Origin of the sequence: Lactobacillus kullabergensis (assembly GCF_000967195.1) — a bacterium.
In the GTDB taxonomy this organism is placed as follows: domain Bacteria; phylum Bacillota; class Bacilli; order Lactobacillales; family Lactobacillaceae; genus Lactobacillus; species Lactobacillus kullabergensis.
Genome location: NZ_KQ033871.1, coordinates 1,878,533 through 1,899,615 on the forward strand (window position 1 = coordinate 1,878,533; position 21,083 = coordinate 1,899,615).

19 protein-coding genes and 1 riboswitch are annotated in these 21,083 nt (G+C 37.8%); of the genes, 5 read left to right on the top strand and 14 right to left on the bottom strand.

What is annotated here, in order from left to right; genetic code table 11:
* Positions 1-1,290 (bottom strand): adenylosuccinate synthase, encoded by a 1,290-nt coding sequence (locus tag JF76_RS09255; protein WP_045928772.1) that lies wholly within the window; start codon positions 1,288-1,290, stop codon positions 1-3.
* A gap of 194 nt (positions 1,291-1,484) precedes the next feature.
* On the opposite strand from JF76_RS09255, the gene JF76_RS09260 reads away from it, so the two are divergent.
* The 4 genes from JF76_RS09260 to JF76_RS10165 all read left to right on the top strand — a co-directional run bounded on the left by JF76_RS09260 (position 1,485) and on the right by JF76_RS10165 (position 5,049).
* Positions 1,485-2,477 (top strand): GMP reductase, encoded by a 993-nt coding sequence (locus JF76_RS09260; protein ID WP_045928773.1) that lies wholly within the window; start codon positions 1,485-1,487, stop codon positions 2,475-2,477.
* Positions 2,478-2,791: 314 nt separating this feature from the next.
* On the top strand, positions 2,792-3,337 hold the full coding sequence (locus JF76_RS09265) for a hypothetical protein (RefSeq protein WP_045928774.1): 546 nt from the start codon (positions 2,792-2,794) through the stop codon (positions 3,335-3,337).
* 44 nt (positions 3,338-3,381) lie between these two features.
* Positions 3,382-3,984 (top strand): hypothetical protein, encoded by a 603-nt coding sequence (locus JF76_RS09270; RefSeq protein ID WP_045928775.1) that lies wholly within the window; start codon positions 3,382-3,384, stop codon positions 3,982-3,984.
* A gap of 51 nt (positions 3,985-4,035) precedes the next feature.
* A complete protein-coding gene (locus JF76_RS10165) occupies positions 4,036-5,049 on the top strand; it encodes an SLAP domain-containing protein (protein ID WP_084600372.1) in 1,014 nt (337 codons plus the stop codon).
* A 108-nt stretch (positions 5,050-5,157) separates the two neighbouring features.
* Here the strand turns inward: JF76_RS10165 and JF76_RS09280 are convergent, their stop codons facing one another.
* The 13 genes from JF76_RS09280 to lysA all read right to left on the bottom strand — a co-directional run bounded on the left by JF76_RS09280 (position 5,158) and on the right by lysA (position 19,186).
* Positions 5,158-6,858: an adenine deaminase C-terminal domain-containing protein gene (locus tag JF76_RS09280; RefSeq protein ID WP_045928776.1), complete on the bottom strand. Its 1,701-nt coding sequence runs from the start codon at positions 6,856-6,858 to the stop codon at positions 5,158-5,160.
* 56 nt (positions 6,859-6,914) lie between these two features.
* Positions 6,915-7,970: an ABC transporter substrate-binding protein gene (locus tag JF76_RS09285; RefSeq protein WP_045928777.1), complete on the bottom strand. Its 1,056-nt coding sequence runs from the start codon at positions 7,968-7,970 to the stop codon at positions 6,915-6,917.
* A gap of 60 nt (positions 7,971-8,030) precedes the next feature.
* Positions 8,031-9,083 carry an ABC transporter substrate-binding protein gene (locus JF76_RS09290; RefSeq protein WP_045928778.1) on the bottom strand — a complete coding sequence of 351 codons (1,053 nt, stop codon included), beginning with the start codon at positions 9,081-9,083 and terminating at the stop codon, positions 8,031-8,033.
* Positions 9,084-9,106: 23 nt separating this feature from the next.
* A complete protein-coding gene (locus JF76_RS09295) occupies positions 9,107-10,150 on the bottom strand; it encodes an ABC transporter ATP-binding protein (protein ID WP_045928779.1) in 1,044 nt (347 codons plus the stop codon).
* Positions 10,151-10,162: 12 nt separating this feature from the next.
* Positions 10,163-10,951: an ABC transporter permease gene (locus JF76_RS09300; protein ID WP_045928780.1), complete on the bottom strand. Its 789-nt coding sequence runs from the start codon at positions 10,949-10,951 to the stop codon at positions 10,163-10,165.
* Positions 10,944-11,774: an ABC transporter permease gene (locus JF76_RS09305; RefSeq protein WP_045928781.1), complete on the bottom strand. Its 831-nt coding sequence runs from the start codon at positions 11,772-11,774 to the stop codon at positions 10,944-10,946. Before JF76_RS09305 ends, JF76_RS09300 begins: the two co-directional genes overlap by 8 nt.
* A 266-nt stretch (positions 11,775-12,040) precedes the next feature.
* A complete protein-coding gene (locus JF76_RS09310; protein WP_045928782.1) occupies positions 12,041-13,105 on the bottom strand; it encodes an aspartate-semialdehyde dehydrogenase in 1,065 nt (354 codons plus the stop codon).
* Positions 13,105-14,292, bottom strand: a complete 1,188-nt coding sequence (locus tag JF76_RS09315; RefSeq protein ID WP_045928783.1) for an aminotransferase class I/II-fold pyridoxal phosphate-dependent enzyme — start codon at positions 14,290-14,292, stop codon at positions 13,105-13,107. The genes JF76_RS09310 and JF76_RS09315 overlap by 1 nt, the downstream gene beginning before the upstream one ends.
* An 18-nt stretch (positions 14,293-14,310) precedes the next feature.
* Positions 14,311-15,069, bottom strand: a complete 759-nt coding sequence (gene dapB / locus JF76_RS09320) for a 4-hydroxy-tetrahydrodipicolinate reductase (RefSeq protein WP_045928784.1) — start codon at positions 15,067-15,069, stop codon at positions 14,311-14,313.
* A gap of 1 nt (position 15,070) precedes the next feature.
* On the bottom strand, positions 15,071-15,991 hold the full coding sequence (gene dapA / locus JF76_RS09325; protein ID WP_045928785.1) for a 4-hydroxy-tetrahydrodipicolinate synthase: 921 nt from the start codon (positions 15,989-15,991) through the stop codon (positions 15,071-15,073).
* A gap of 17 nt (positions 15,992-16,008) precedes the next feature.
* Positions 16,009-17,148 (bottom strand): N-acetyldiaminopimelate deacetylase, encoded by a 1,140-nt coding sequence (locus JF76_RS09330; RefSeq protein ID WP_045928786.1) that lies wholly within the window; start codon positions 17,146-17,148, stop codon positions 16,009-16,011.
* A 4-nt stretch (positions 17,149-17,152) separates the two neighbouring features.
* Positions 17,153-17,863: a 2,3,4,5-tetrahydropyridine-2,6-dicarboxylate N-acetyltransferase gene (dapD, locus tag JF76_RS09335; protein WP_045928787.1), complete on the bottom strand. Its 711-nt coding sequence runs from the start codon at positions 17,861-17,863 to the stop codon at positions 17,153-17,155.
* 9 nt (positions 17,864-17,872) lie between these two features.
* Positions 17,873-19,186, bottom strand: a complete 1,314-nt coding sequence (gene lysA / locus JF76_RS09340) for a diaminopimelate decarboxylase (protein WP_045928788.1) — start codon at positions 19,184-19,186, stop codon at positions 17,873-17,875.
* 84 nt (positions 19,187-19,270) lie between these two features.
* Positions 19,271-19,449: riboswitch (Lysine riboswitch) on the bottom strand.
* A gap of 281 nt (positions 19,450-19,730) precedes the next feature.
* Here lysA and JF76_RS09345 point away from each other — a divergent pair.
* Complete coding sequence (locus JF76_RS09345; protein WP_045928789.1) at positions 19,731-21,080, top strand: aspartate kinase; 1,350 nt, start codon at positions 19,731-19,733, stop codon at positions 21,078-21,080.
* Positions 21,081-21,083: the final 3 nt, after the last annotated feature.

Below are 21,083 nucleotides of genomic sequence, written 5' to 3' on the forward strand. Positions count from 1 at the left end.
TTACATTTCCCACGGATTCTGTAACACGATTGTTTGTTCGCGGTCAGGACCTACCGAAACAGTAACTAAAGGTATGCCTACAAGTTCTGAAACGCGGTTTAAAAACTTCTGTGCATTTTCTGGCAAATCAGACCAAGTCTTAGCGCCTGTAATGTCCTCTTTCCAAGCAGGTAATTCTTCATAAACAGGTTGACAGCGGTCCAATTCTTTTAGACTAGCAGGATAGTAATCAATTTTTTGACCATCAAGTTCATAAGCAGTTGCAATTTTAATAGAGTCAAAGCCGCTAAAAATATCAAGCAGGTTAAGACTTAAACCATTGATGCCAGAAACGCGTTTGGCGTGACGTAAAGCGACTGAATCAAACCAGCCCACGCGCCGAGGACGACCGGTAACTGTGCCATATTCATGAGCAGTTTCGCGAATACGGTCACCAGTTTCATCTAATAATTCGGTCGGGAAAGGACCAGCACCAACACGGGTGGTATAAGCTTTGCAGACACCGATGACACTTTTTACCCGGTTGGCACCAACACCGATACCGCTGGCAATTCCACCTGAAATTGTGTTTGACGAAGTAACAAATGGATAAGTTCCTTCATCTATATCAAGCATAATTCCTTGCGCCCCTTCAAACAGTACTTTTTTATCATTATCCAGAGCATCGTTAACTAGCACTGAAGTGTCAGTGACGTATTTCTTCATTTTTTGACCATATTCATAATACTTAGTGAAAATGTCATCAAATTCAAGTGCCGGTTTGCCATAAATTTTGGTAAATACTTCGTTTTTTTGCTCTAAATTAGCGCGTAATTTAGCTGCAAAAGTATCCTTCTCAAGTAAGTCACAAACGCGAATACCAATTCTGGATGCTTTATCCATATAAGCCGGTCCGATACCATTTTTAGTAGTACCGATTTTTTGATCGCCTTTTGCTTCTTCTTGGTATTCATCTTGCTTGATATGGTAAGGCATGATGATATGAGCCCGGTTAGAGATCTTTAATTTACTGGTATCGATTCCCTTTTCAGCCAGATTCTCTAATTCGCTAAATAAAACCTCGGGATTAATAACTACGCCATTACCGATTACAGCCCCTTCTTTTGACGCAAAAATACCTGAAGGAATTAAACGCATCTTAAAATCTTGACCATTTATTTCAATAGTATGGCCAGCATTATTACCACCATTGGAACGAACAGTATAGGCAGCGTCATTACTTAAAAAATCAGTAATTTTGCCCTTTCCTTCGTCGCCCCATTGGCTACCAACGACTGCAACTGCTGTCATTTTTATTCACCTCATTAAATTTCTACAAATATCACGTAAATAGTCTAGCAATTTACCATTCTTTAGTCAAATTTAAATGCGAATTATTATAGCAAGTTTATTTTTAATAGTTCGATTTTTATATTGACAAAAAAAGCTTTTTTGATTATAGTGATTTCGTTTGTAAAGATAGTTAATAAGGAGCCGATTTACTTATGAGCAATTATTTCAGTATGGAAGCATTTGATTATGATGATATCCAGCTTGTTCCGAATAAAGGGATCATTAAGAGCCGTCATGATGCAGATACCAGTGTTAAGTTCGGAAACCGAACATTTAAAATACCAGTCGTACCTGCCAACATGGAAAGCGTCATTAATGATGACTTAGCAGTCTGGCTCGCACAAAATGGCTACTACTATGTCATGCACCGCTTTCAACCTGAAAAGCGTTTCGCTTTTATCAAGATGATGCATGAAAAAGGTCTATTTGCTTCTATATCTGTTGGTATTAAAAAAGGCGAATATGATTTTATCGATCAGCTGGTTGCTGAAAACATTAAGCCTGAATATATCACGATTGATGTAGCTCATGGGCATTCTGTCTATGTTATTGATATGATTAAATACATCAAAGAAAAATTGCCGGATACTTTTTTAACAGCAGGTAACATTGCAACCCCTGAAGCCGTACGTGAATTAGAAGGTGCAGGAGCAGACGCCACAAAAGTTGGTGTTGGTCCTGGCCGCGCTTGCATTACCAAGCTTAAAACCGGCTTTGGCACTGGTGGCTGGCAACTCGCTGCATTAAGAATGTGCAGTAAAGTAGCAAGCAAACCGCTGATTGCTGATGGCGGCATCCGTTATAACGGCGATATAGCGAAGTCAATTCGGTTTGGCGCTACCATGGTTATGATTGGCTCAATGCTTGCAGGACATGAAGAGTCCCCTGGTAACGTGATTAAAATTAATGGTAAAACCTATAAGCAATATTGGGGATCAGCTTCTGAAGTCCAAAAAGGTGCCTATCGCAATGTTGAGGGTAAACAGATGCTCGTTCCCTACCGCGGCCACATTGCCGATACCTTAAAAGAGATGCAGGAAGATTTGCAATCCTCAATTTCATATGCCGGGGGCAGAAATCTTAGTTCAATTAAATTAGTTGATTATGTAATTGTTAAAAATACAATTATGAATGGCGACAAATAAGCAATTTAAATTTTATCCCCAAATCATTGACAAATATGGTAATAATTTGCTTTTTCCGTTAAAATAATGTTATCCCAGTTCTGTTAGGTAGTCAGCGCTGGGATTTTTTGTGTTCAAACTATAAAAGGTTTTGTATCTTTATCAAAGGCTGTTTTGCCTTGCCTAAATCTGAAAGCAGAGCTTATATATTTTCAATTAGTTGCCTGGTATTTCTTTATTTATGCTTTTTTATCCGCTTTAAAGTGTTACACGAAACATGAAAAGCGTATAATTTGTTTGTAGTAAAGCTAAATTTTGTATAGAGGTAATAAAAAATGAAATTTAAAAAAGTGATTATGTTGGTAGCTGCCTTAATAAGTGTTGGCACGATTGGCAGTTTTATTAATACGCCAAGTAATGTGCAAGCTAAGCAAACTCAGGCAGTTTTTCCTAAAAGCTGGCGTGGGACATGGTACTCATATAATTCAAAGACAAAGAAAATCGATAAGATGACTTTCACTAAAACAAAACAAATTTATTACGAAAATGGCCACCAGTATCCTAAATTGCTAAAAGCTAAACCTAAGGTTATGCCTAAACCTAGTAAAAAAACAAGATCTTGGGTTTATTTATCAAATAAAATGACTCAAAAAGGCTATACTTGGACAGGAGTTGGCATTTGGGGCTACCCTGACGAAGGTACGCTTGATTGGTATAACGTTGCTAAATTAGATGGAAATAAAGTTTTAGGTTATGCAGAATATCAGAACGTTTATTGGTATGTAGATAGTCACTGGTATCAGACAGCTAAACTTGCCAAAAAGTTAAAAGATCACAAATATCCAAATTACGACTTTATTATTGGCGGCGATGACCTATAAATTTATCCGTATATTCTTATTCTGTTTTTAAAGGGAAATAAATAATGAAGAAAAAATCAGTTGTTAAAATTATTGCTACTTTTTTTATGCTATTGACTGGCCTTATTCTATTTTCACCTAAAAGCGTTAGTGCATCTGCTATAACAATTAAAGCAGCTTTTGATAAAAAATATTATAACGTTAATTCTACTAAAAAGGCTTATAGTGATTGGGTAGGAAATGTTACTTTTTTCACTCGACATCTAAAAGTTAACACGGGAAAGCCAATGTTCTTTACTCCAAGCATATATGTTGTTAATAAAAAGGCGACAGGACTTTCTGCTAAAGAAGATGGTATTTACATAAATACAATCGACCACAAAAGGTTTGTACATGGTCGTGTTTATTTAATGCGATTTCGCTTTGATCTCTCTCACCTTAAGCCCGGGAAAAAATATCGTTTTAAAAATGACATGCTCTTCAATAGCCCACATTATGCTAAATATCGGTGGTTTACTCAGAAGGCTTCACGCAAAGGCAATCTTTCCAATAGTACTCACCTTCCCCAAGTAGACCTGTATGTCAACTGTGGCGCCAAGAAATCCTTTTTGAAAAAAGTAATGCATAATAATAAAAAGATCGTTAATTCGAAAATTAAATTATATTAATTTAATAATTTTTTGACTAATAAGTTTTATTATTTTATGAAGGGAGAAGCAATGAAGAAAAAGAGTTTTATTGCAATAATTGCCAGTATTTTAATATTACTAGGTACTGGTTCATTTAGTAGTCCGCAACCCGTATCTGCTGCGAAACACCAAATATTTGTTTCCAGCAAAACATATGTCTATGATCACAAGGGCAAGAAAACCAAAAAAGTATACAAAAAGAGCAAGAGTCTTTATTATACTTCTATTAAAAAGATTAAAGGCTATAAATATTATCGTATCGGTAAAAATAAATACATTCACTATTACGATGGTTTACCAATTAATATTGTCAAAACTCCAAAAAATAGGCCTGCTAAAAACGGAGCAAGTTTGATGGATTTTATGGCAAATGATAGTTCGCTAACTACTGCTCAAAGACAAGAAGCACAAAAAGCAGCCACTTTACTCAGAACTGGAAAAATTGATAATCAAGCGCAAAAAGGTGCACCATCATGGTTCAATACTTATGTCAAGCTAGGAGGCAAAGATGATGCTACCAGCAACGTTAATATTAAAGCTTCACTTCAGAGTCTTGCTAATGCAAACAAGGAAAGAAAAAGAGCTGGAGTTGGTGAGCTAAAGATTTCTCCAACTTCTACAGCAATTTCAATGATTGATGCGGATTATCAAAAACAGGGTTCCTTAAATCATCCAGGCTTTTACGGTTATCATTTCAACCTGGAAAATCTTTCTGCCGGTGCTGAGCCAATTAGCAACTGGATGACTGAAAAAGTAGCCTGGGAATGGAACGTAAAAAAAAGCCCTAGCCTAGCGCCTTATGAGTTCACCCCTAATTGGGAAGACCCTGTATATAATCAGGCCGTTTTAGGAACAAACGGTTATAGAATGGCAGGACACTATACCAACTTATTAAATAAGGGACATCGCGTAATGGGCATGGCTCATATGACGCAAACTCCTTATGGTGCTGCTGATGCTTTTAACGCAACTAGTGAAGGTGAAGATGGCGCAATTACTTTGGCTCAATATAAGGCTATAGTAAAAGAATGGTTAAAGAAATAAACGTCTTCACTTCTTAAGTATGAAAAAATCTGTTAGTTTATATTGTGAAATCTCACAATATCTGACTAGCAGATTTTTTGGTTATTATTTAATTAATTTTTTCACTCTCTACTTAATTTCTTCAAAAAGTGGAATCTTTTTCTGACTTTTGACCTCAAATAGACCCTTATCTGAAATTTTAATGGTTGGTGAAACCAGCAAAGACAAAGTAGAAAATGACATAATCTCGTTAGGATTTTTATACCCTAGCTCCTGCAGTGTCTTGCGCACCTTGCCTATTTCTGTGCCTAAAACAGACATTGGTTGGTCACTGGCAACACCGCCAATAGCTAATTTTGCATTAGCAACTATTTTATCACCCTTTGCTGCAATATAGCCACCCTGCTGTTCAACCAGTTGATTCTGAATCTTGAGCATTGCAGCAGTATTCGTACCCATGATCATTATGTTGTGGTGATCATGAGCCCAAGTCGCTCCTACCGCACCGTCTTTTATAATACCACGGTCAACGAAGCCAAGACTATAATGTCCGCTGCCGCTATAACGGTCCTGCACCATAATCAGTGCTAAACCGGCTTTCTGCCATTGAACTATGTGATCTTTTACCTCAAGCTTTTCTTGAATATGGTTAGTAAAAGTACCCACAGGATTAAGTTGAATAATATTTGCCAATACTTCGCCGTTTGCGACTAAATCTGTTTTAACCACAAAGTCATCAGGTAATAATTTAGGCGCATTAACCGAGTGACGCAACTCTGGCAAAAATTGGTAACCTGTCTGCTCTTTGATATCTGCTGCATTAATTCCATTTTTATAAACAGCTGCGATTGACAAATCTTGCAGATCATCTAGGATAACAAAATCAGCTACTCGGCCAGGAGCAATTGCACCTCTATCCCATAATCCCATATGGCGAGCCGGTGTATAGGTAGCTATGTAAATTGCTTCTTCTGGTGTCATCCCCATTTTGATTGCTTTTTTCACCAAATAGTTTAAATGACCATGAAGCAGAGTGTCAGGCATAGAATCATCAGTCACCAGGGCAACATGTTCAAAGTAGTTGTTCTTAATGATCGTGTCAATTACTTCCTGCAACATTGATTTCAGTTGCACCTCGACAAACATGCCATTAGGAACTTTTTCATTAACTAAGGCAGCTGTCTGTTCCGTATGGTCAGTGGTAACTCCAGCATAGATAACTTTAGCCAGATCTTCACCAGCATATGCCGGCACATGTCCTTCAAGAGGCATTGTAGGTTTTTCCTCACGACAAACTTTGATAATATCTTTGATCAAGGTTTTATGCGGAGAAGTCATATCCTTAAAGTTCATCACTTCGCCTAAGCAAATAAAGCGCGGATCTTTAAGCAGTTCTTGTACTTCTTTCACGCCAATTTTGCCACCTGTTGTTTCCATATCTGGATTCGTTGATGGAACCGAAGATGGAATGCCAAAGAAAATATCAATCGGTGACGGCTCTGCAATGAAATTTTTTAGTCCCTTGATGCCAGCAACATTCGTTACTTCATGGTCGTCAGCAATAATCGTTGTCGTACCGTATTTTAGAATCGTTTGTCCCATAATCGCAGGAGTAGTCATGGATGAATCGATATGCATGTGGGCATCAACAAATCCTGGGATCAGATACTTACCTTTGAGATTAATTGTCTTTTTAGCCCTAATTCCGGGTAAATCTTGGTTAACCCAATAGAATTTGCCATTTTTGACTGTAACTTGAGTATCAACAAATTTACGTAAAAAAACATTAAAAACATGGCCATTTTTTATCAAAAGATCAACTTGTGTCATTTTTCTCCCCCATAAACAACGAAAGAGTTGAAATATTCCAACCCTTCATTTTATATCTACTTATTCATAATTTTATTCCATTGATTAACCCAAGAAGGCAAGTGGCTATTAACATAGAAGAAATTCATGTTCTTTGCGCGTTTAGCCACATCCCCGTAAGTCTTATTAGCGGCTTCAGCCGGTGTTAACTTAACTTGCGTGTTAACTGGGGCGTTATTAAGTGATTTTGCACTGGCACATCTCTTTTGAATAGCTTCACTTAGTCTAAAATTAATATACTTATATGCAGCATCTGTATTCTTGCTATTCTTTAAAATGGCAACAACGTTGCTGTTAGAATATGTGCCTGATGCTGGAACAATGTATTTAAGGCCTGGATTAGTAGCCTGCAACATGCTGATAGCATAGTCACCAACAACGGCCACACTGATTTCACCTGTTTTGAACATATTGGTTAAATCTGAACTTTGATCGTATGTCTTAACCACATTAGGCTTCAATTCTTTCATAGCCTTGAAAGCTGCTTTACCACCGTCGCTTGGGACATCGACTTTAGCATGGCGACCCGCAATATACAGCATTGCAGGACCAAAAGTTGTTACGATATCAGGAATTGCAATCTTGCCCTTTAACTTTTTAGACCACAGTTGATCCCATTCTGTAATATGAACTTTTTTAGGATTATAAATTATACCTACGCTGTTAACAGTATAAGGAACGGTGCCTGTGTCTTTAGCCAGCTTTTGTTCACTACTGGATAAATATTTAAAATCTTTGATTTTAGAAAAATCTACTTTTTTATACAACTTCTTTTTCGTACCCGCATAAGCATTCTTTTGTGCCACTTCAATCACGTCAACTGAAGAATTAGGATTATGCTCAATTTGGGTTAAGCTCGTAGTTGTATCTGCAGTAAATTGTGCGGAAACTTTAACGTTATTTTTCTTGGCAAAAGGATTGAGTACATCTGATCTCATTTGCTTAGTCAAGATGCCGAACGTAGAAACAACCAACTTGCCACCGTTTGCTTTAGAAGAACAAGCTGAAGTAGCAATAGCTGCTCCCGCAACAATTAAACTTGCTGCCATTAAACATACTTTTTTGATTTTCATGATAGACCTTTCCGTAAATCTAAAATGCCTTATTAATGAAGGCAGGTTCTTTTTTGACAATTATTGGTTCATAATTTTATTCCATTGACTGATCCATGAAGGCATTTGCTTGTTCACGTAATAAAAGTCAATAGTTTTTGCTCTTTGGGCGATCGCACCATATGTTTTATTGGCAGCTTCAGCAGCAGTCAATTTTACTTGTGAATTAACCGGTGCATTATTAAGAGATTTTGCACTGGCAACTTTCTTTTGGTTAGCTTCACTTATACGAAAGTCAATATACTTATATGCCGCTTGAGTATTCTTACTGTTTTTCAAGATTGCAATATTATCGTAGTTAGCATATGTTCCTGAGGCTGGCACCAGATACTTCAAACTAGGATTAGTGGCCTGCAGCATGCTGATTGAAAAATCACCTACAACCGCTGCGGTAATTTCTTCCGTTTTAAACATATTGCTTAAATCTGAACTTTGAGAATATGTTTTAACAACGTTCGGCTTTAACTGCTTTAACGCTTTGAAGGCAGCCTTGCCATCATCCTTGGTTACGCTCACTTTAGCATGGTCCCCTGCCACATAGAGCATTGCAGGACCAAAAGTTGTTACAATATCAGGAATTGCAATCTTGCCCTTTAAGTTCTTAGACCATAAATCATCCCAACTTTTAATGTGGGCCTTTTTCGGATTATAAATAATGCCAAAACTATTAACAGTGTACGGAACAGTATTTGTGTCTTTTGCCAGCTTTTGCTGATCAGCTGATAAATACTTGAAATTCTTGAGTTTGGAAAAATCCAATTTTTTAAAGAGTTTCTTTTTGGATCCTGTAATTGCATTGTTTTGTGCCAATTCAATGACATCTACAGGTGAATTAGAATTGTGCTCAATCTGAGTTAGGCGAGTTGAGCTGTCCCCAAACTGTGTAGACACCTTAACATTGTTTTTCTTAGCATACGGATCAAGCACGTCGGAGCGCATCTGTTTAGTTGCCAAGCCAAAAGTAGAAACTGTCAGTTTACCGCTGCCAGCATTAGACGAGCAAGCTGAAGTTGCCAAAGTTGTACCGGCAATGACAAAACTAGCTGCTAACAAACAAGCTTTTTTAAATTTCATAACAAAACCTTTCTAAAGAATGATTATTCTGATAACGGATGAAGATGTTTAGCAGGAAGAGTTAGCGTTACTTCTTCTCCTGAGCTGCGCATCTTTTGCCGTGCTTCCTCAACTTGAAAGTCTCCAATAGCTGAATGAATGGCATACTTAAAACTTTGTCCTAAATATTCACGACTCATGATTGTACCGGCAAATGTATTTTCAGAAGCATCCGCTAAATTCAAGTGGATGTTTTCCGGACGAATAGTTAGCACTTTTGCATTTTGATTTGGTTCAACCGTATTCAAAACCGTATCACCTACTTTGATATGATGCTCATCCTGACGATTAGCAGCAGTGACAGTAATAAAATTGTCATAGCCAATAAAACGGGCAACATATTCTGTCCGGGGATGATGAAAAATATTCTGTGGCGTATCAAACTGATCAATACGTCCCTGTTTCATAATTAAAACCTTGTCGGAAATTGCAAAACATTCTTGCTGATCATGTGTTACAAACAGCACTGTCATTTTAAGTTTTTGCTGCAAGTCACGAATTTCTTCACGCATCTTCAGTCGCAATTTTGCATCAAGATTGCTTAATGGCTCATCCATTAATAACAATTCTGGATTGGTAACCAGAGCCCTTGCTAACGAAACTCTTTGTTGCTGTCCTCCAGAAAGCTGCGCTGGAAATTGTTTAGATAGTTGACTTAAGCCGGTAGTTCCCAGCATTTCAGTCACTCTTTTCTTGATGGCACTTTTGTCAAGCTTGCGCATTTTCAGTCCAAAAGCAACGTTATCAAAAACATTCATATGGGGAAAAAGTGCGTAGCTTTGAAAAACCATCCCGAAATTTCTCTTATAAACAGGTACTTTAGTAATATCTTTACCGTTAACTAAAACTTGTCCTGCAGTTTCTGGAATTAAACCGGCAATAATTCTAAGTGTTGTTGTTTTGCCACAGCCGGAAGGACCAAGAATTGAAACCAGCTCTCCGTTATTGACAGCAAAAGATATATCTTTTAAAACTTTAGTTTTGCCATCGTATGATTTTGCTAAATTTTGTACTTCTAAATTTGCCACTGCACTACTCCTCTACTTTGTAATATTTTTAATACCAATTGCTTTTTCAACCAAGAACATCATGAGTGCTGTAAAGATCATCAAAAGCACAGAAATTGCTGATACAGTAGGGTCATAATTATTTTGCAAATAATTTAAAATTGCCGGTGGCAACATGGTTAAAGAAGGACCGCTCATGAATAAAGAAACTGGAATGTTGTTGAAGGAATTGATGAAACACATCATAAACGCAGCAATGATACTGGCCTTAATATTTGGCAAAACAATCAGAAAAAATCCTTTTTTGCGTGAGCAGCCACAAATCCAGCCCGCTTCTTCGATATGACTGTCCATTAGCAGCATGCTGGCTGTAATTAAACGAATGACATACGGTAAACACAAAAGAAAATGTCCGACAATCAAGCCAATAAATACCGGAATTCTCATAGTAATAACTGCGGCTTGATAGAGCGCAAAGCCAATAACAATTTCGGGAATTAAAGTTGGACTGAGAAAAAATGATTGAAACCAAGCGGCATGATGAATGTTGTAACGCGTTAAGGCGTAGACAGCAGGAATGCCAATAACTAAAGCCGAAATGCTGGCAATTAAAGCTACAATTAAACTTGATTCAAAACCTGCAATAAAATCAGGCTGTTGAAAAATATTGCTGTACCAAGAAAGGGTAAAGCCGGTAATTGGTAATGAAATCGAGCTTTGCGTATTAAAGGATGTAATTACGACTAAAATTAGTGGCAACATGATTAAAGCCAAAATAATAATCGAAATCACAGTCAACGTTTTATTTTTACGATCAAGCATTAGTTGGCCTCCGATCTAAATGTTGGCTAAGCTTCCTCATGAGCCACATTGAAAGAGCAGAAATAACAATTAAAATTAATGAGATAACGCTGGCATTTTGCCAATTGCCCAACGTCATTGCTTGCTGATAAATCAAAGTCGCCATTACCAGATGGCGGTTGCCACCAAGAATTTCTGGGGTAGTATAGGCTGTCATTGTTCCGGCAAACACTAAAATGCAGCCAGTTAAAATGCCAGTAGTTAATTGAGGAATGATCACCTTAAATAATGTTCGCCAAGGACTGGAACCAAGAACGGCTGCAGCTTCTTCAATCTCCACATTTAATTCAGCCACGCTGCCAATTAATGAATTAATCATAATTGGTAAAAACAAGTAAACTGAACCAATAATAATAGAGGTATTAGTGTAAAGTATATTTAGCGGTGACTTAATTAGATGCAATGCCAGCAAAGTTTTATTGACGATTCCATCATGTCCCAAAATAATAATCCAGGCAAAGTTTCTTACAACTGCATTGGTTAACATGGGAAAAAGGATTAGCAAATTTAGTATTTGTCTAACTACTGTTTTTTGTCTTCCTATCCAGATAGAAATAGGCACTCCAAGGATCAAAACAACAATCACTGTTACAATTGCTATTAGAAAACTACGTCCAAGAACTGCCCAGTTGAAAGAACTCTTTAAAAATTGTGCGTAAAGTGAAAAGAAGCCACTTTTACTTTGGAATGTTGGTATTGCAATTTGAATTAAGGGGAAAAAAGTGAATACCAATACTCCCAAGAATGCAGGAATTAACAACCATACTGCTGTTTTGCGATTCATATATTACCTCCGCTTTGTATATTAGGTTATCTAATTTTTAATCTGCTGTCAACATAAAATACGAATAAAATTTATCATTATTCATTAAATAGTTTGTATTTTTCAACTAATGAAAGTGCTTAAGATTGCCATACGTGTATTATCAAGAGCATTACGAACATTAAACAAAAAAACTCTTTTAAACTGAATTAAATCAGTTTAAAAGAGTTAATTTTTATATTAAATATTGAACAGCCCAAAGTTTGGCTTATTTATTAACAAAAACATTACTTATCAGGGACACGCACCAAATTATCTCTGACTAAACACTCTGCAATTTCCACGGTATTGCTGGCAGCGCCCCTTAATAAGTTATCAGCAACTACCCACATATTAAACGCACCGGGATTTTCCTGGTCTGGACGAATACGGCCAACGAAAGTTTCTTTTTTACCTGCTGCTAAAAGCGGTTGCGGATAAATTTGGTTTTGCGGATCATCTTGTAAAACTAACCCGGGAGTCCGCTCAATTTCCTGCTTTATTTCAGCAGCAGTCGCTGACTGATCTTTTAAGGTGAAATAAACCGTTTCACCATGACCAATTTCAACTGGCACACGAACACAAGTAGCAGTAACTTTTATTTGCTTTGAATCCTGATCATTAAACAAAATCTTTTTGGTTTCATGAATCATTTTCCATTCTTCGTGCGTATAGCCATCATCTTCAAAAACATCAATCTGCGGTAACAGGTTAAATGCCATAGGATAATGCTTTTTAGCAGACGCAGTTGGCAAAATTTTGGCTTCAGTTTTTTGATTATTCAGCCTATCTTGTGCTTGTTGCAGCAGTTCATCCCAAGCCGCTTTGCCAGCGCCAGAAACAGCCTGGTAAGTTGAAACGATGATTTGCTTAATACCCCACTTGATGTGGAGTGGATAAAGTGCAGCTACCATCTGAATAGTCGAGCAATTAGGATTAGCAATGATGCCATGATGATTAACTAATTGGTCATCGTTAACTCCAGGAACAATTAATGGAACATCATCATTCATACGAAAAGCACTAGTATTATCTACACACACTGCCCCCCTTTTTACAGCTTCAGGCAACAATTTTTTTGAAACAGCACCGCCAGCAGATGATAAAACCAAGTCCACGCCAGTGAATGATTCAGGTTGTGCCTCTTCAACTGTAATTTCTTGCCCTTTGAATTGTAACTTCTTGCCTGCTGAACGCTTGGAAGCCAGCAACTTAACTTGCTTGACTGGAATTGCTGCTTTTTCCAATTCACTAATTAAACGTTGACCTACTGCACCTGTAGCACCCAAAATTGCAACTGCGTATTTTCTCATCAATTTTCACCCTTTTCTGCTAAAAACTTTTGAATTCGACTCATAGCTGTATGTAGATTTTCATCACTCGCAGCATAAGAAAAACGAATATAGCCTTCTCCGCCAGGGCCAAAAGCATTACCCGGAGTGCCACCAACTTTGGCTTTATGAGCCAAATCCAGTGCGAAGGCTTCATCATCCTTACCATAGCTTGCCGGTATTTTGGCAAAAACGTAAAATGCACCCTCACTGGCATGAGTTTCTAAACCCATTTTGTTTAATGCATCAACAATATAGTCACGCCGTTTTTGATAAATTAGTCGTGCTTCTACCGGATCCTGATCACCATTTTCCAAGGCCTCAGTAGCTGCTGCTTGTGCCGGATTTGATGGAGCTGTAACCAAGAATGCATGCATTTTTGCAATTAAGCTAATTAGATCGGCTGGTCCAGTTACATAACCCAAACGGTAACCGGTCATCGCATGAGACTTGGATAAGCCATTAATTAGTAGGGTACGATCGGGTAAATAATGCGCAATCGATACGTGATTAAAGTTATAAGTCAGCTCACTGTATATTTCATCAGAAATCACATAAAGGTGATGCTCTTTAATGATTGGTGCTATTTGCTCTAAAACAGAACTGGGACATTCCCTGCCAGTTGGATTAGTAGGATAATTCAGTAAAATTGCTTTAGCATGAGGGTGCTCATCCAGTGTCTTTTCCAAATCTTCGGGAGTTAACACAAAATTTGTGTCTGCTGTATTAATAGCAACCAACTCAGCTTTAGTGTATTGAATTAATGGAAAATAAAGGGCATAAGAAGGAGTAGGTACAATAATTTCATCCCCCGGTTGAAACAAAGCCAGCATTGTTACGGCTATAGCTTCAGTTGCACCCACTGTGACTACAATTTCGCTGTCAGGATCATAAGTTAAGCCCTGCTTGCGCTGTAAAAAGTTGCTAATAGCCTGACGCAATCTGGGTGTTCCTTTTTGAGCAGAATAATGTGAATCATTATCTAAAATGCTCTGAGCAGCTGCTTTTTTAACATGTTCAGGTGTATTTAAATCAGGTTCTCCTAAGGTTAATTTTATTAAATCTGGAATGTCCTCAACTTTTTGGGCAAAAGCACGTATACCAGAAGGAGGGATTTTTTCCAATGGTGTATGAATAATTGAAGTTAAATCAGTAGCTAATTGTGGCATTTTTGTTCTCCTTATAAATTATAAAATCTGGTCTAAACCGACCACTAAATCTGGTAAGTCCATTACCCGACTCAAGGCCACTTTCACGCCCTGCATAAATGAAGAACGGGAAAATGAATCTTGTCTGATTGTTAAAGCTTCTCCGATGCCACCAAAAAGCACCTGTTCGTGAGCTACATATCCTGGTAAGCGAACGGAATGAACAGGAACGCCATCATAATCAGCACCGCGAGCTGCAGAATCGTTCGTAGTTTGAGAGCAATTTTCTGGATTGCGGTTTTCTGCAATTAATTTTGCAGTTGCTATTGCCGTTGCACTAGGTGCATCCCTTTTATCAGCATGATGCATTTCAATGACTTCTGCATCTGGAAAATAACGGGCCGCTTCTTGAGCAAACTTCATTAATAAGACAGCCGACAACCCAAAATTCGGAGCAATAAGGCCACTGACTTTTTCTTTTTTCGCCAATTCTTGTAACTGTTTTGTTTGTTCAGAAGTTAAACCACTTGTTCCCACAATGGGATGCATATGGTGCTTTAAAGCAAATTTGGTATTTTCATAAACGGCTTGTGGGGTGGTAAAATCAATCCAAATATCCGCATCAATATCAACAGCAGCCAAATTGTCAAAGCATTTGACAGAAGATTTGAAGTCTGAACTTTTAGATGCCGTTGGAGCTAAAACAGCTACTAATTGACAATCAGGTAATTTATTAACTAATTGCACTGTTTGTTTTCCCATAGATCCCGTGGCTCCAGCTACTAAAATTTTTTTCATATTATACTCCTAGTTCTAACGGCAGTTTATGTAATAAAGCCGAATCAGCTAAACCTAAATGAACAGCTAATTGCCGCTTTTCTGCTTCATTTAAGTCCATAATAGGCAGGCGACATCCACCAGCTGGTAAGCCTTGTGCATTTAACACAGCTTTAACTGGAGATGGTGAAGGATACATGAACAAGGCTTGCATCTTTGGCATTAGTCGTCTTTGCAATTTCCCTGCTGCAGCTACTTTGCCCTGATCTAAATCATCATACATTTCACGCATGGCCGAGCCATAAATATGAGAAGCTACCGAAATCACTCCTTTTGCACCTAAAACTTTAGCAGTTAAAGATTGCAGGTCTTCGCCTGTATACACTAAAAAGTCACTTGCTGCGTGTTCAACAATATATTCTAAGTCTTCTAACTCCGCACATTGCTTAACACCAGCAATTTTAGGATTATGCGACAGACTAACCAAAGTTTCTTTACTAATCTTAATTCCTGTTCGACCTGGAATGTTATAAATAATAATTGGTACGGGAGAATTTTCTGCTACTTTTTCAAAGTGGGCTATAATGCCTCTTTGATTAGGCTTGTTATAATATGGCGCTACTACCAAAGCCATATCAATGCCGGGAATTTGCCCTACTTCTTGAGTAAATGCAACTGTCTGTTCAGTATTATTACTGCCCGTGCCCGCAATTACAGGGACTCGTCCTGCAATTATTTGAGCAAAATTAGTATATAGTTCTATTTTTTCGTCATGGGTCATTGTTGCTGTTTCACCAGTGGTACCCCCAATCACAAAGCCGTTGCTGCCCGTATTAATTAAATGTTCTGTCAATTCTTTCAGTCCGGGATAATCAACTTTTCCTTCTTTATTAAAGGGCGTAATTATCGCGGTCATTAAATCCGCTTTATCAAAATTAGTCATGTCTTTCTCCTTTTGAGCTACATATGACTCAGTAAAAAACCTACCATTGCTTTAATTCCTATTACTATTGCTTCTTCGTGTGGATTAAAGGTTGCAGAATGGAGTTGAGAATTATCGTTCACTCCCAGCCAGAACATAGTACCGGGAATTTGTGCCAGTAAGTAGCCAAAGTCTTCCCCTGTCATAGCCGGTTGCATCTCTTGGTAGTTAATTTGAGGATTTTTCTTCATATAATTAATGAATTCTGCTGTAATTTGGGGGTCATTTTCAACTGGCAAATAACCACCCTGATTAAGCTGCAAATCAACCTTAGCATTAAAACTCTGCGCTATTCCTTGAGTCACATCCCGCAGGCGTTGATCGATTCTTTCAATCATTTTTTGGGTTAGTCCGCGAATAGTTCCTTCTAGATGAGCATGACCTGCAATAGCATTTCTAACTGTTCCAGCCCTGACCTTTCCTATTGTGATAACTCCGCTTGCAATGGGATCAATACTACGTGAGACAATTGTCTGAATTTGTTCTATTAAAGAAGCAGCAGCTACTACCATATCGTTAGCTTGCTGTGGATATGCGGCATGTCCATCTTTACCATATAAATCAATATTGATTTCAGTTGTCCCCGCAAATAATGTTCCCAAACGGCAGCCAATTGTGCCAGTAGGCAAATCAGGAGTAACATGCAAGGCAAAGAACTCGTCTGGACGCCATTTACCAGAAAAAATTCCAGCTTCATAGGCTTTTTTACCGCCACTTTCACTTTCTTCAGCTGGTTGAAAAAAGAAAAGCAAATTATCCTGTGGCTGATGTTCACAAAAATAAGCCAAAATTCCTAGGGCTACCGTCATGTGGATATCGTGACCACAGGCGTGCATTTGACCTTGAGTTTGAGAAGCAAACGCCAAGCCGGTATCTTCTTTAATTGGGAGACCATCTATATCTGCTCGATAACCAATTGTTTTTTGCGGTTTGCTTCCCTGAACCCTGACCAATATTGCTGTGGGCAGCTCAGGGCATGTGCGAACTTCAATATATTTTTGAGTAAAATTGCCAATAATCTGTAATAAATATTTTTGTGTTTGGTGTTCATGCAAGGCTAATTCAGGGATTTGATGTAAATCGCGGCGGATTTTAACAAGTTGCTCAGAAGTTAACATTAATTCACAGCTTTCTTAATCCCTGTTCAATTCCTGTCTTAGAGGCAGTTTTTTGATCACGCATTTTAACAACTTTTGCCGGCACTCCGGCAACGACGCTGTTCGCAGGTACATCTTTTGTTACTACCGCCCCGGCGGCTACTACCGCATGGTCGCCAACTTGGACTCCTTCTAAAACCACGGCATTAGCACCAATCAAAACGTTTTTGCCAATTTTCACAGGTTGTGCTGAAGCCGGTTCGACAACTCCGGCAATTACGGCACCCGCTCCTACATGGCTGTTAGCACCAATGATTGCTCTACCGCCCAAAACAGCATTCATATCAATCATGGCATTTTCACCAATTTCCGCACCAATATTAATGACTGCACCCATCATGATTACAGCATTTTTCCCTATCTCAACGTTTTCACGGATAAGCGCACCCGGTTCAATTCTGGCGGAAATATTTTTTAAATCCAATAATGGAATGGCAGAATTACGACTGACATTTTCCACTTGATAATATGTTATCTTCTTGGCGTTTTTTTCTAAAAAAGGTTCCAAGACTTGCCAATCTCCAAAAACGACACCAGTGTGAGTTTCATTAAAAATTTTGCAGTTTTCAGGCCAGTCTAACTTAGCCATCTCACCTTTGACATATACTTTAACTGGTGTTTTTTTGGTTGAATTAGCAATGAAATCAATGATTTCAGCAGCCGACATTTTTTTCATATTTATTAATTATCCTTTCGTTTGATAAAAGCGATCATGGTTGATTAGATCCGCATAAGTTTCACGTGTAACTACTACTTGTGCTTGACCATTTTCTGCAAATACAACGGCTGGCCGTGGAACACGGTTGTAATTTGAAGCCATACTATAGCCATAAGCCCCAGTTGCCAGAACTGCAATTACATCACCTGGTTTACTTTGAGGCAGTGCCAGTTCGTTAATAAGAATATCGCCTGATTCACAATAGCGCCCTGCCAGTCTGACAGTTTCTTCAGGCTCTGCATGAGGATTTTCTGCTAATAATGCCTCATATTGTGCTTGATAAAGTGCCGGTCTGATATTATCTCCCATACCACCATCTACTGTAACGTAAGGCAATAGTCCCGGTACTTCTTTGCGTGCACCAACTGTATATAAGCTATAACCAGCCTCTCCTACAATTGAACGACCCGGTTCTATCCAGATAGCCGGCATTTTTAAGTGACTTTCTTGTATGCATTTTTTAACTGTCTGCACTATTTGACTGATAAAAGTTTGCGCAGTCAAAGCTTTGTCCTGCTTGGTATATCTAATGCCAAACCCGCCACCTAAATTTAAGACTTGAGGCTGGTAATCATATTTTTGTTTCAAGTTATTGACCAGTTGCATAAGTTTTTCAACTTCCAGCTTAAAACCCGCTGTTTCCAAAATTTGTGAACCGATATGTGCATGCAAGCCAATCAAGTCCATCTGTTTATTAGCTTTTACCTCTAAAAATGCCTGCTCGGCTTGGCCTGATCTAATATCAAAACCAAATTTACTGTCCTCTTGACCAGTTTGATCATACTCGTGAGTATGTGCTGAGACAGCTGGAGTTAGCCTCAGCATTACTTGCACTTGAGCATTTGTTTTTTGCAAAATTTGCGTCAGCAACTTAATTTCATAAAAATTATCTAAAACAATGACACCGACATGGTTTTGCACAGCCATTAATAACTCATCTGCTGTCTTATTATTACCATGAAAACTGATTTTTTCTGCCGGAAATCCTGCTTTTAAGGCTGTATACAATTCGCCGCCAGAAACAACATCAACATGTCCGCCAAGTTCATTAATTACCTGATAAATCGCAATTGTAGCAAAAGCCTTACTGGCATAACTAATTGCATAATTCACATTTTCTTCTGCAAATGCATTTTGGAAAGCCTGAAATTGCTGTTTGATTTTTTGTACGTCATAAACAACTAATGGAGTACCAAATTCTTTTGCCAGTTTCAATGCATCTACCCCACCAATTGCTAAGTGACCTTGAGCGTTAGTCTGGTAATAATCATTAGCAGCCATTTAAGTCTCTCCCTTTTGTTAAATAAAAAAGGCTCTTTTGTTGTGCTTAACAAAAGAGTCCTTCAAGTTATTATCTGGTATCAATTTTGTCGATAGCGCTCCGCGAATATAAAATTGCGACAGTTCGTAACCTGTTAGATTACGTCCCAGCTAATTAATTACCGCAATAATTAATGCTTCGGCAACCGCCCCTTTAACTGGCTTCTTAGTTTTTGCAGAAACTCCACCAGCTACTTTTGTTGGTTGCAACCTCTTCGATTTATTAAAATATTATTATTAATTAATATGATTGTCAACCATTTTTGCTGGTAAATATTTTTTGATTTTCAAATCCGCAAAATTATTTTTTACAATTGATTTTTTTAAAGTTATAACAAATGCTATTAAGACCGGCATTTATCGAGAGTCTTTTTACCAAAGTTTTCTTAAGAGAAATAATAGCGTTATTAATTAGCAACTTTCTTTTTCAGTTGAAGATTAAAATTTTAATGTTAAAATCCAATACTAATTACTTAAATTAAATTTAATTGTGAAAGGTATTAACATGAAAGTTGTAAAATTTGGTGGTAGTTCTCTAGCTGACGGAGAACAGTTTCAAAAAGTTTTAAAAATTATTAATGCTGATCCGGCTCGTAAAATTGTAGTTACTTCAGCGCCAGGAAAAAGATATAAAAATGACACTAAAGTAACAGATTTATTAATAAAATATGCCCAGGAAACAATTAATAAACAAAATTATAGTGAAACTGTTACAACAATTTGGTCCAGGTATCATGACATTGCCGCTTATTTTAAAATACCCGAACAATTACTAAAGCCTCTATTGCAGGAATTACATAATCTGCCTCAAGTTTCTTATCCAAGTAAAGATTTTTTAATGGCAGGCTTTAAAGCACATGGAGAAAAACTAAATGCACAGCTTCTGACTTTAATTTTACAAAGTTTACATCTACCCGCTCGTTTCTTAGACCCGAAAGAGTCTGGCTTTATAGTGACTGATAATCCTAATGACACCCAGGTTTTGCCGGAAACTTACAGCAATTTGCAGAAGTGGACTCAAACTTCAGACTTATTAATTGTTCCTGGCTTTTATGGTGTTACTCAAGACGGTTTAATTGCTACTTTTTCTCGTGGTGGTTCTGATATTACCGGAGCAATTTGGGCACGGGGACTTGATGCTGACCTTTATGAAAATTTCACTGATGTCGATGCTATTTACGCTGCTGATCCTAGAATAGTTACGCATCCCCACGCTGTTAATGTTATGACATACCGCGAGTTGCGAGAACTGTCATATGCGGGCTTTTCAGTTTTTCACGATGAAGCTATTATTCCTGCAATTGAAGGACAAATACCAATTAATGTCAAAAATACCAATCACCCAGATTTACCGGGAACAATGATCGTACCTGAAAATAACTTCCAGCCTCAAAGTACAATTACAGGAGTAGCTAGTTCTGGTCATTTTGCAGCATTATATTTACATAAATACTTGCTAAATAAACAGGTTGGTTTTACTCTTAAATTACTACAAATTTTTTATAAATTTAATATATCTTATGAGCACATGCCTTCAGGAATTGATGATTTAACTGTGATTTTTGACAAACGCCAATTTAATGAGCAAATTCGCCAGCAAATGTGTTTTGAAATTCAACAGGCACTTAATCCTGATCAATTAGAGTGGATCGATGACTATGCCATTATCATGGTTGTAGGAGAAGGAATGAAAAACAAAATTGGCGTAATGAAGAATATCACGCTGCCTCTGGCACAAAAGCATATTGCAATTCATATGATTAACCAAGGTGCTTCACGAATCTCAATTATGCTGGGTACCAAAAAAGCGGACGCAGCTGCTGCTGTTAGAGAAATTTACCACCAGTTTTTTTAATTA